This is a genomic window from Agrobacterium sp. 5Ca50 (assembly GCF_055381905.1).
Genome location: NZ_AP026440.1, coordinates 715,138 through 727,087, shown reverse-complemented (window position 1 = coordinate 727,087; position 11,950 = coordinate 715,138). Strand labels below are relative to the sequence as shown.

The window sequence follows — 11,950 nt, the reverse complement described above, 5'->3', positions numbered from 1 at the left end:
GGCGTGGTGGCACATGGCTGATGCGCTGTACCCGGAGGGTCATGCCGCCCGAGAAGAAGCCCCGAGCGGCCGTGACACGAGACGTCAGTTCTTGCCGACGGAAGCCACGCTGCGATCGAAGAACGACTGGTCCTTCACGAGACCGGCAAAGACCGGAAACAGGCTTTTCGACACTTCCACGAAGGCCTGTTTCTGTTCAGGCGTCAATGTGTTGACTTCCATGCCGCTTTTTTTGAGCTCGGCCAGCGCCTTGTCAGCTTCTGCCGCGTCGTTTTCAGCCTTCCAGTTCTCGGTTTCTGCCGAGGCCTCGGTGATGATCTTCTTTTCATCATGAGTGAGCGCTGCGAACTTGGCAGGATTGATAGCCATGACCCAGCCGTCGCCCATGTGGTCGGTCATGGAAACGTATTTCTGGACTTCATAGAGCTTGGCGCTGAGCGGTACGTTGATCGGGTTTTCCTGCCCGTCAACGACCTTGAGCTGGAGGGCATTATAGACTTCCGCAAAGGCCATGGGGGTCGGAACGGCGCCGAGTTTCTTAAAGAACTCGACGTAAAGGGGGTTGTTCGGCACACGCAGTTTCACCCCGGCAAGATCGGCCGGAGAGGTGATCGGCAAACGTGAATTGGTGATCTGGCGGAATGGACGTGTCCACATGCCAAGCCCCTTGATGCCGATCTTGTCTAGATCTGCAATCAGCTCCTGCCCCAGTTCGCCGCTCAGATAACCGCGAAGCTGCGCCATATCGTCATAGAGATAGGGGATGGAAATGGCTGTGAACTTCGGATTGAAGTTCGAATAAAGCGATGTGGACAGCAACAGCATGTCCAGCGAACCACCAGCCAGCTGCTTGACGGCCGCCGATGGATCAGCGCCATAAAGCGTACCGTTCGGAAACACTTTGACAGTGATGTCACCGTTGCTTTTCGCCGTGACAATTTCGGCGAATTTTTTGGCGGCGATGGTGATTTCCGACGTGTCGGTATCCGGTGTCGATAGCGTTAGCGTCGTTGCAGCTTGCGCTGCAGTTGTCGCCAGCATGGACGCGGCAACCAGAAGTCCGCGCATAAAAGTCATGTTCATGTGTTCTCCTCCACACAGTGTTTTTAATCACGATACTTCCCTCCCTGGAAGCATCAGGCATTCATGCGCCGCAACTCTTCTATGACGGCGCTATGATCAAGATCGCCATCGCCATTTTCGACCATGGCGGCAAAAAGCCGGTCGGCCCCGATGGCGATGGGAAGCTGCAGTCCAAGCCCTGCCGCAAGCGACAGAGCAGTGTTGGTATCTTTGAGCTGGTACCGGGCTGGGCCACCGGGAACGAAATCATTCGTCACCATGCGTAAGCCGTGCTGGCGCAGGATCGTCGAGTCTGCAAAACCGCCCAGGAGTGCCTCGCGCACGCGGGCTGGATCTGCCCCGCCACGTTCGGCCAAAAGCAATGCCTCGGCCACCGTGCAGATGGAACTGGCAACGATCATCTGGTTGGCAAGTTTGGCAAGTTGGCCACTGCCAACCGGTCCCACAGGCGTCAGTCTGCCCATGGCAGCGAACACGCGCTGCATGGCAGCCACGTCACCAACCTCGCCACCGGCCATGATGGCAAGCCTGCCGTCACGGGCACCCTTTTCACCGCCCGACACCGGCGCATCAATGTAGAAAATGCCCTTCTGCCGGCAGATGTCTGCCTGCTTCCTTGCGGTTTCCACCGGAATGGAACTCATGACGATGAGTGTAGACCCGGTCTGCATGGCATCAATGACGCCGCCTTCACCAAGCAAAACCTCATCGCAGACCGGGCCTGAGCTCAACATGCAGATGACGAAATCCTTGGCCGTTGCGGCGGCAACGGCGCTACTTGCCACCTCGATACCCAGATCTTTCAAAGATGCGGTTTTTCCCGGTGAGCGGTTCCAGGCCGCCATGTCGAAACCCGCCTCGGAAAGCCTGCGAACCATGTGGCCGCCCATGATGCCCGTGCCGATAAATCCACCTCTCATCGTCAGTCCCATCCCCTTTAGAAAAGCTTGCCGAAGCGCACTGGGTGCTCGGCAGTGATCAGTGACGGAAAGGCTTCACGAAACCGCGCCAGATGCGGTGTTTCGAGATGCGCATCAAAGGCAGCGCGGCTGTCATAGACCTCGTAGAAGACAACCGTGTCTTCCTCATCGTCGATCGTGACGACATCGAACTGCCTGCAGCCCGGTTCATCGGCAACGGAATGTTTGGCATCGTCATGCGCCGCCGCAAGAAAGGCTTCCATGCAGCCGGGCTTCACATGAAACCCGGCAAACACGACGAATGGCTTGTTGTTATCAGGCATGTCGCCCTCCTTATGCCTGACCGCCAGGACGGAAACGGTTTTCCATGTCACGGCGCAGGTTGACGACATCGAGATCGTTGACCAGTTCGACGTCGTCGAAGCTGACGATCGTGTCCTTGGCAATCGGGCGGATAACCTTGACGTTGTGGGCAAGACCGATTGGCAGGGCTTTCAGGGAAAGGCTGCGCTCTGCCGGAATTGCATTGGCCCAGACCGCGAAACCGCCTTCACCATCCAGCATTTCGCCAGGCTTCAGGTCTTTTTTGGCAACTGCTACGGCATCGCCGCGGAACTCCTTGGAGCAACCCGTTGCCTCGCCACGCAGCACGGCCGACAGCACGCTGATGGAGGTTTCAAGACCGATAATATGGAACGGACGCCACATGGACGCATACCAGCCCGAAGGATCGGTCAGCAGGCCATATTGCTTGAAGCAGGCCTTGGCATATTCATTATGCGCCTTGAAGGTAACGAAAACGCCGTAACGAATGTTGTTGAACACCTCACGACCATCCGGCTCCTGGCTGGCAGCGATATCGACAAGACCCGAGCGCGCCATGCGACCACCATCGGCCGTTGGACGGAAGACCCGCGCCAGATCGTGCAGTCCAGCTGGCGGGAAGGCAAGACCATCATCCGGGCAATCCAGACCGGTGCCATTGGCAACCGCCGCCATTTCGATTGCCGCCTTGGTGCCATCGGTGAAGGAGTTATACATTTTTGGATTAAAATCACCCTTGGCAACTTCCTCATCGGTCCAGCCAAAGAAACCCCAGACGGTTTCAGGCGTCGAGTAGCGGTAGCGCGGCTCGAAATTCATGCCCTTGCCGGCAGCGGTGACTTCAAAACCGGTAGCACGCGCCCAATCGACCAGTTCGCAGATCAGAGCTGGCTGATCCCCATAGGCCATGGAGTAGATCACGCCCTTCTGGCGGGCTTTTTCAGCCAGGATCGGCCCAACCATGACGTCGGCTTCAACATTGACCATCACAACGTGCTTGCCAGCCTCAATGGCTTTGAGAGCATGGCGTGTGCCAAAAATCGGATGGCCGGTTGCCTCGATGATGCAGTCAATCTCGTCGCAGGCCAGCATGGCATCGACATCATCAAGCACGCAGGTCGTGCCGGACTGCATGGCTTCACCGACCGTTTTTGCGCCGTAGCGGTTGTCGGACCAACCGACGCGATTGAGAGATTCCCGTGCCTTGGAGACATTGAGGTCAACGACCGCAACCATATGCAGACCGTCGATGCGTTGCGCCTGGGCGAGAACCATGGAGCCGAATTTACCGGCGCCAATCAGGCCAACACGAACGGGGCGCCCCTTGACGGCACTGGCGGACAGAAGACTGTAGAGATTCATGAAATGATCCTTGGATGATGTTGAGCATCATCGATGGGCGCAGTGCACCGTTTTCGCCTTCGACCAGAAGGTGAATTCAGGAAACCGCTCCAACGATGAGATTGCAGATAGTGCGACAGACAATGCGAACGGCTGCGCCGCTGCATCAACCTGGTGTCAGATAGTGCGCATCAGGCAAGCGGTGACGCCCACCGCTTTCGGGTGCTGAATGACATGTATTGATCTCCTCCTTCGGCTCGCAGAACTCCTCCCCGCGAGCAATGCAGCCATTTCCCTTGGCTGTTAATGGGAGATTAAACGTCCGGCGACGTTAGCTCAATTTAGAACAAAAGAAATTTTGTTTAGTTTTTCTAACAAATTGAGACATCGAGATTAGGAGAAGTTTGCATCTTCCTGCCACAGCCGCACCGCAATTTTCCGCTCGAGTGCTGCGCCTTATACACTTGAGAAATTATGACCGTTTCGAAAGGGAAAACCTGGGCTTCGGCAAACAACAGAAGATAATGTTCTAGAAACCTGCAGTTGCTGGAACCATTCAGAAGCAATAACAATTGGTTGTATGATATTTTGGAAGGAGACAGAAATATGAAAATTCTTGCTTTAACGGCTATATTGACTGGCGCCACAATCACGGCTGCATTTGCACAGCAACCGACGCCTGAACAGGTGGAAATGGCATATACTGCGGCGAGAAACCAGCTCGGCGTACTGACCTATTGCCAGGGAAAAGGTCATATCGACGATACCGCAGCCGAAGTTCAGACCAAGCTTCTTGCCCTAGTGCCCGCTCCTGCCGATGTTTCCAAGGGCGATGCTGCCGAAGACGTTGGCAAGCAAGGAAAGGTCTCCGTCATGGGTATGGAACAAGACCTGGCAACCGCCGCAAAAGCGCAGGGCGTTGATGAAGCCAAGCTTTGCGAGACCATGTCAAATGCCTTGAAACAGGCTGCTGCAAACCTGCCCCAGTAACCATTCTGGTCGCATGGCCTTATCGGCAATAAATTATGCGCTTTAGACACCTTGCCTGTTCAGTTCACCAACTGGACGGGCAATTATTAGGCGGGATGCCCGCCTCGCCTTTTCAAAACAGCAAATCCGAATACCGGGATGCCGACGATAACGTCGACGCGCGGTGTTACATCGAGTTTTTGATAGGTTGGTGGTCTGGAACTGGCAGGCAAAAAACGGACCGTGCAAGGCTTTTCCTTAAGCTCTATCATGCATGGCGCAGGTTGATACTCCCAAATATATGTGAAATTCAGGAACGATGATTGATACTGTTGTCGAAGCGCGGCCCGCTGTCCGGGCACTCTCAAATTCGCTTATTCGTGAGGTCGCAAATGCGGCGATGGGCAAGTCAAATGTTTTGCCCTTCTGGTTCGGTGAGGCCGATACGGCCACTCCCGATTTCGTTCGGAAAGCAGCGGCAGAATCCCTGCTGTCGGGTGAAACATTTTATTCCCAGAATCTCGGGCGTCCCTATCTGAGAGAAACCATCGCGGCCTATCAGAGCGATCTGCTCGGCCGCGCCATTCCGGTCGAACAGGTACTGGCTGTCGGCTCCGGCATGAGTGGTTTGCAGATCGCAATGCAGCTCGTACTATCGCCCGGTGACCGGGTTGTGGCGGTAACCCCGCTGTGGCCAAATATCAGCGAAGCACCACTTATTCTCGGCGCGCATGTTGAACGGGTTTCTTTGTCCATCAATGACGGTCGCTGGTCGCTTGATCTCGACAAATTTATCGATGCGCTGACGCCCGACACTCGCATGGTTATCATCAACTCGCCAAACAATCCGACTGGCTGGACGATTGATGACGAAAGCGTTCAGGCCATTCTGAAGCATTGCCGAAAGCACGGTATCTGGATCCTGGCCGACGAGGTTTATCAGCGGTTGGTATATGACCCTGCCGTCCGTTACGCCCCGTCATTTCTGCGCCACTATCAAACCGGCGATCGCATCATTTCAGTCAACAGCCTCTCCAAGGCTTGGTCGATGACCGGCTGGCGTATTGGCTGGATGGTCATTCCGGAGACGCTGTCACAGGATGCCACCAAGCTCGTGGAGTATAATTTCTCCTGTGTCTTTGAACCGACCCAACGCGCCGCAGCCGTGGCGATCAAGGAAGGGGAAAGTGAAGTGCAACGTCTGCGCGCCAATCTCACCAAAACCCGTGCATTGCTGGTTGACGGCCTGCGCGGGATGGGCGGCGTCAGTGTGCCGGAGGCTGGCGGAGCCATGTATGCGTTTCTGCGCATTGACGGCTACGGCAAATCTCTCGAGTTGGCGCAGCGTCTTGTCCGCGAAGTCGGTCTTGGTCTCGCGCCGGGAGCCGCTTTCGGTCCCGAGGGTGAAGGTTGGCTGCGGTGGTGCCACGCCGTTTCCGAAGACAAGATTTCCGAAGGCCTGAACAGGCTGTCAGACTTCCTTCGCCGATGAGGTCTGCAATCGTTCTTTCGATACCGACATCCTCTCCTAAGGATGGCTCCGTCCCGAAACACAACAGGATCAGCCAAACTGTTCAACGACTTTACCGCAAACAGCAACCCGCAGGTGCGCAACCGGCATCTGCGGAAATGCTGGAGCAGGCACTGCATGAACAGAAGCTCTCCCATCATTCAACGTCTGCGGGCACGCAGCCGCAAGATGGCCGCCGTCTTCTTTCCGCACAGCAATTTTGCCTTCCGCCTGCGCAATTTCATCATGCGGAACATGCCAAAACGTCTGCTTGGATGGTATTTTAGCGGTGCAATCAAAGCGTAAATGAAGCTCCTGGAGAAATAGGCTCAAGTGTCTATGTCGTTTAAGAAAATTGGCGTTGGCGGCGACACTTCCGCCTACGTATATCTGGGCTTCCAACCCTCCTCATAACGTCGTTGTGATGAATTGCGGGAGGCAACTGTCTCTCCGTAAATCACCCGTTAACACCTTGTTGACCATAATTGCCCGCAGTTGTTCGAGGGCATGGGTGTACTGACTGCCGCCTGCCCTTTGTGGAGTTTGTCAGCCAAGCGGGTGTTCAAGTTGTCGATTATTATGTCTCCCGACATGACGTCGGTTGGCCTTTCCGGCCTTCTCAACCGTTTCGCCAGGGCGATCCGGGTCGTGACAATCGCTGCGGTCGCGCTGCTTGGAGTGGTGTCAGTCGCCCAGGCGCAAGACCGCTCACTCAAGCTGTATTTCGTACACACCGGAGAAAAGGCCACCATTACCTACAAGCGGAATGGCCGTTTCGATCCGGCAGGTCTGCAGAAGGTCAATCGTTTCCTTCGTGACTGGCGACGCAATGAGAGCGGACGGATGGACCCGAGGCTGCTCGACATTGTCTGGGAAATCTACCAACGCGCCAACACTTCGAACTACATCCATGTCGTTTCCGGCTACCGTTCTCCCACCACCAACGCCATGTTGCGTGGCCGGTCGAGAAACACCGGCGTTGGAGAAAAAAGCCTGCATATGCAGGGCAAGGCGATGGATTTCTATATTCCCGGTGTGAAGCTGTCGACGCTGCGTGCACTCGCCATGCAGATGCAGGCAGGAGGCGTTGGCTATTACCCAACGTCTGGTTCGCCGTTCTTGCATGTTGACGTCGGTGGTGTACGCGCCTGGCCGCGCATGTCGCGGCAGGAACTGGTCAGACTTTTCCCGGATGGCAAAACACTGCATCTGCCGCCAGATGGCAGACGCTTTGCCGGCTATAACGTTGCGCTTGCCGACTACAGACGTCGCGTCAACGGTCAGTCAATTCAAGTTGCGTCGACTGCCGAACCAACCAACGCTGCTTCGCAGGCAAAAGCAGCCCCCGCTCCATCCCGTGTTGCACCAGTTGCGGATAGCCAGAGCACACTGGTGACTGCAATGCTGCCGGTGCCCACAAGCCGGCCGACCACAGCCTTTGACATCGCCGACAAAACCGATAACGGACGTGATGATGTCGCGGAATTCGCGATACCAATGCCCACTATGAGACCCGAGGCAGAGATTGGCGAAGTTGCTGCAGCGACCGATCCAATCGTGACCGCTTCGCTGGGGGCCATCCCCTCTGTTCGTCCCTCGCCCACACCTGGCGACCCGGCAACCGCGGCCACTGTCCTGACACCGTTGTTCACCACGGGTTTTAGTGCGGTCACACCGGATTTCGATACAGCCTTCAAGGAGCCGAAATCGTCTATCGCGTCCTTGCGTTTCGAACCTGTCGACATTGACGATGAAGAGGAGCTTGATAGCCAGGACATCTTGATTGGCTGGGCGATCTCGCCGCGCAACAGTCAGGTTGCGATGTTCGCTCCTGAGCTGACAAGACGTGTCCTGATGGATCATACGACCGATACCGGCACGAGCAGGGATCTGTCCGACATATAAAAGCGGGGAACATTTAAGGTGCTCCGCTTTCGTTGCCTTGCCGACTTTTGAAACGATAAAGGCTCCGGTCTTTCAAAACCGGAGCCTTATTGTCAGTGACTGTTACATCTTGAAAAGCGACTTCAGTGTGGAGGGTTGGCTGCGATGATATTGCGGTGCAGCCGACACCTCTCCGCCGAGTGCGGCAGCCGCGTGCCAAGGCCAACGCGGATCATAGAGGATCGTACGGGCAAGGCCGACAAGATCGGCATCGCCAGTCGCAATGATTGCCTCGGCCTGTGCAGGCTCGGTAATCAATCCAACAGCAACAACCGGCATCTTCACCGCAGCCTTGACGGCACGAGCGAACGGTACCTGATAGCTCGGGGACAGCGGAATCGCTTGATCGACATGCAGACCGCCCGTCGATACGTTGATGGCATCGCAGCCACGAAGCTCCAGAGCCTTCGCAAACTCTATGGTCTGTTCAATATCCCAGCCATTGTCGTGCCAGTCGGTGGCCGAAACACGAACGGTCACCACCTTGTCCGCAGGGAATGCAGATCTGACCGCATCAAAGACCTCAAGCGGAAAACGCATCCGGTTTTCCAGGCTGCCGCCATATTCATCAGTTCGATGATTGGAAAGCGGCGAGAGAAATGAATGCAGCAAGTAACCGTGCGCCGCATGAATTTGTACCGCATCAATCCCGATACGGGCAGCGCGTTTGGCAGCCTCTGCAAAGGCATCGCGGATCGCGTTCATTCGTTCACGGGTCAGCGCGGTCGGCACCGTATCCGTGGATTTGAACGGCACCGCGGAAGGTGCTTCGGTTTGCCAGCCATTCTTCTGGTCTGCCGCAATCTGTGCGCCACCCAGCCAAGACAAGTCCGAAGACGCCTTCCGGCCGGCATGGGCAAGCTGTATCGCGATCGGTATGTTTGACCACTTGCGAATGCCATCCAGCGTGCGTTGCATGGCCTGTTCTGTTGCGTCGTCATAGAGGCCGACATCCGCGTAGCTGATGCGTCCCTCGGGAACGACTGCGGTTGCTTCGATGGTCAACAGGCCGGCGCCAGACAGCGCAAGTTGCCCGAGATGGATCAGGTGCCAGTCCGTCATGCAACCATCGACGGCTGAATAGGTGCACATCGGGGCGATGGTGATACGGTTCTCTAGTTCGAGATTGCGGATCTTGAACGGCGTGAATAGCTGCGGCTGAGGCATTGGGCATACTCTTAACGTGACGGGTTTGTCACCATACCGATGACCTGATGAGGTTCCCAGAATGATGCGCGATCTTGACCAGTCAATCAATCTGACAAAGATCAATTGGTATGGACAATACCATACCTAAGCCTGTCGAAGGTATACGTCAAGGCGTACCTTGCGCTTGCGCATCATCGTGTGACCCGGTAAAATGTCTTCATGCCAGATTTGCTTCCCCAACCCGCACGTGACGAGATCGACCTCGGTGTCGTCCTGTCCACATTGTCTGATCCTCTGCGTCGCACCACCGTTGCCATTCTCGCAACATTGCCTGAGTGCACGGAGCGCAACTGTGTGTCCTTCGGATTTCCGGTCGCGAAAGCTTCCCTCACCCATCACTTCAAGGTTCTGCGTGAGGCCGGCCTGATCAGCCAGATCGACTACGGAAATCGGCGTTCGTCGTCGCTGCGGAAGCAAGATATCGAAGCCCGCTTTCCCGGTCTTCTGGCACTTCTGGTCGATGAGTTAGAGCGGGATGGCGGTGCCGAAAAGGCGGTGGCGTTGGCAGGTCAACGCTAAGACCAACGCCCCCAAGTCGGTATTGACAGACTATCAGATGTCCAGGTGCAGATCGCTGCCAGTTGCCGGGACGGAGCAGCAGATTAACGCATGGCCCACACCAGGATCATAGGCTGGCTGCGAGAAATAGCTGACCTGCCCTTTGATGATAGCGGCTTTACAATCTCCGCAGTGCCCTGCCCGACAACCGAAGGCTGGTGACAGGCCACGCTGTTCCGCAAGTTCGAGCAAAGACCCGTCACCGGGTTTCCACCGCGCCTCCTTTGTCGACCCTGCAAAAATCACCCTGACAGGCTCGGACGCAGGCTGTGCAGAGTTGACCGCAATAGAACCGTCTTTGACATCGCGTTTCAGCCCCGACGGTCCAAAAGCCTCGGCATGTATGCGTTCATCTGCGACATTGAGCTTGAGCAAGCCATCATAAACCGACTGCATAAAGGATGGCGGCCCACAGAGATAAAAATCATAATCGTCAAAGGGCAGATGCGCCTTCAACAGATCCATATTGATGCGGCCTAAAGTCTCGCGACTTTCCAACCCGTCCTCCTCCGGCTGCCCAACGACTCTGATATCCCGGACGCTGCCGTTGCCGCGCGCGACCAATTCATCAATCTCTTGGTCGAACGCCCGCTCCTGACGTCTATGGGATGATCTGAAAAACCAGACCGGGCGGCGATGTCGTGTCCTATCGCCCTCATGAACGAGATGACGCAGCATTGACAATAAGGGTGTGACACCGATACCGGCGGCAATAAACACCGCATGCCTGCTCCGCTCCATCGGATCGATAGTGAAGGCACCGGTTGGCGCAAGCGCTGAAATTTCGTCACCGATCTGCATGCCATGCAGCAGGTTTGATGCCTTCCCCTCGCGTTTGACGCTTATGCGGTAATGGCCGTCCGACGGTGCACTTGAGATCGTATAGCTGCGTCGGATAAATGCCTCACCATCCGCAATTCTGACCGGCAGATGCTGACCTGACAGATGCGGGATCAAAGTTTTACCGTCAGTCGGCTCAAGGTGGAGTGAGCGGATCGTCGTGCTTTCATCGACGATCCGTTCAATACGAAAATTGCGCCAGGTCTTTGCTTTTGCTGCGGCCTGCAGCCGGGCCTCAGCGTCTTCCCAGCTACCGGTCATCAGACTGCTGGGCGACATTCCATCGTCGGCAAACGTCCACCGCAAAGGCAGTGCATCCCGACGCCGGACGACCTTTGTCGGCATCACTCGCCAAAGCCGCTCTGCACCTTCGAAAGCTGCGATTTCGGATGATTCAAGAATAACCTCGACAGTCCCTGCGATCTGCAGGACATCACCTTTTACTGCATCAAAGAACATCAAACCGGCAAGCGGATTAACGAGAAAATTTCCGAGCGTGTTGAAGAACAGATTGCCGTTAAAATCAGGGACAGTCAGACCGCCATCATCGTCAATGCGCACGAAACCAGCCCGACCTCCACGGTGCGAGATATCAACCTGCCGCTTTTCGTCGGGTCGATCGACATAGGATGCGACAAAAAATGTATCTGCTGTGGAGATGATACGCCGTGCATCGGCGTCAAGTCTGTCGCTGACATCAACTGCAGAACTCGTCTGTTGCAACGGGTCACGCACGAACGCGAAATGCCGGTTCTGGATGTAACGCGGACAGTTTCCAAAACTGTCCTCCACCGAAACCGAAAAGCCTTCGTTTGACTGACGGGTGATCAAGCCGTTCATACGGTTGCGCCTGCGGGTTACAAGATCAATTCCCAGCAGGCCGACAGGGTCTCCCTCCTTCATTCCGGCTTGCGCAGGATCGCTGGTATCACTCACCGCATTGATGTCCAGTGTGAGCGGATCAGGTGAATGCAGAAAACCCGGTTGACCGCTCCGGATTGTAGCCCATGGCATACCCTCGCCATCCACCGCACCTATAACGATAAACGGCAGAAGCGGATAGAATTCGCGGTGCTGATCCAGCAGAAAATGACGCACGAATTTTCGACCAACCGTATCCATCTGGTCGGCGACACCGGCGTGTCGTTGCAATTCCAGCTCACCTTCATGCCAGGGTGATGACAAGGCCGAAACATTTTCGAGTTGCGCATTTCGATCGGACATTCGCACCTCCAAGGGAAACATGGAAAAA

General features: G+C 55.8%; 11 protein-coding genes. 4 read left to right on the top strand and 7 right to left on the bottom strand.

Annotated features, from left to right (window positions below; translation table 11 throughout):
* Positions 1-84: 84 nt before the first annotated feature.
* The 4 genes from ACZ5FM_RS25555 to ACZ5FM_RS25540 are packed head-to-tail and all read right to left on the bottom strand — an operon-like array spanning position 85 to position 3,689.
* Positions 85-1,083 (bottom strand): DctP family TRAP transporter solute-binding subunit, encoded by a 999-nt coding sequence (locus tag ACZ5FM_RS25555; protein WP_464041198.1) that lies wholly within the window; start codon positions 1,081-1,083, stop codon positions 85-87.
* Positions 1,084-1,136: 53 nt separating this feature from the next.
* Positions 1,137-2,003, bottom strand: coding sequence for an NAD(P)-dependent oxidoreductase (locus ACZ5FM_RS25550; protein WP_464041197.1), 867 nt, complete (start codon positions 2,001-2,003; stop codon positions 1,137-1,139).
* 17 nt (positions 2,004-2,020) lie between these two features.
* Entirely contained in the window at positions 2,021-2,326 is a 306-nt protein-coding gene (locus tag ACZ5FM_RS25545; RefSeq protein ID WP_312950346.1) for a putative quinol monooxygenase, read from the bottom strand.
* A 10-nt stretch (positions 2,327-2,336) separates the two neighbouring features.
* The gene (locus ACZ5FM_RS25540) at positions 2,337-3,689 is read right to left on the bottom strand and encodes an NAD(P)H-dependent oxidoreductase (RefSeq protein ID WP_464041196.1); all 1,353 of its coding nucleotides are present in this window, start codon (positions 3,687-3,689) and stop codon (positions 2,337-2,339) included.
* 522 nt (positions 3,690-4,211) lie between these two features.
* On the opposite strand from ACZ5FM_RS25540, the gene ACZ5FM_RS25535 reads away from it, so the two are divergent.
* Both ACZ5FM_RS25535 and ACZ5FM_RS25530 read left to right on the top strand, forming a co-directional pair.
* A complete protein-coding gene (locus ACZ5FM_RS25535; protein ID WP_312950351.1) occupies positions 4,212-4,658 on the top strand; it encodes a pore-forming ESAT-6 family protein in 447 nt (148 codons plus the stop codon).
* A 298-nt stretch (positions 4,659-4,956) separates the two neighbouring features.
* Positions 4,957-6,129 carry a pyridoxal phosphate-dependent aminotransferase gene (locus tag ACZ5FM_RS25530; protein WP_464041195.1) on the top strand — a complete coding sequence of 391 codons (1,173 nt, stop codon included), beginning with the start codon at positions 4,957-4,959 and terminating at the stop codon, positions 6,127-6,129.
* A gap of 69 nt (positions 6,130-6,198) precedes the next feature.
* On the opposite strand, the gene ACZ5FM_RS25525 is transcribed toward ACZ5FM_RS25530, so the two are convergent.
* Positions 6,199-6,549: a hypothetical protein gene (locus tag ACZ5FM_RS25525; protein WP_312950356.1), complete on the bottom strand. Its 351-nt coding sequence runs from the start codon at positions 6,547-6,549 to the stop codon at positions 6,199-6,201.
* Between the two features lie 177 nt (positions 6,550-6,726).
* Here ACZ5FM_RS25525 and ACZ5FM_RS25520 point away from each other — a divergent pair, with 177 nt between their 5' ends.
* Entirely contained in the window at positions 6,727-8,052 is a 1,326-nt protein-coding gene (locus tag ACZ5FM_RS25520) for a peptidoglycan L,D-endopeptidase MepK (protein WP_409515622.1), read from the top strand.
* Between the two features lie 102 nt (positions 8,053-8,154).
* On the opposite strand, the gene ACZ5FM_RS25515 is transcribed toward ACZ5FM_RS25520, so the two are convergent.
* A complete protein-coding gene (locus tag ACZ5FM_RS25515) occupies positions 8,155-9,258 on the bottom strand; it encodes an NADH:flavin oxidoreductase/NADH oxidase (protein ID WP_312950361.1) in 1,104 nt (367 codons plus the stop codon).
* A gap of 201 nt (positions 9,259-9,459) precedes the next feature.
* Here ACZ5FM_RS25515 and ACZ5FM_RS25510 point away from each other — a divergent pair, with 201 nt between their 5' ends.
* Complete coding sequence (locus ACZ5FM_RS25510) at positions 9,460-9,819, top strand: ArsR/SmtB family transcription factor (protein ID WP_259148610.1); 360 nt, start codon at positions 9,460-9,462, stop codon at positions 9,817-9,819.
* Between the two features lie 33 nt (positions 9,820-9,852).
* Here the strand turns inward: ACZ5FM_RS25510 and ACZ5FM_RS25505 are convergent, their stop codons facing one another.
* Positions 9,853-11,922: an FAD-binding oxidoreductase gene (locus ACZ5FM_RS25505; RefSeq protein WP_312950363.1), complete on the bottom strand. Its 2,070-nt coding sequence runs from the start codon at positions 11,920-11,922 to the stop codon at positions 9,853-9,855.
* Positions 11,923-11,950 lie beyond the last annotated feature (28 nt).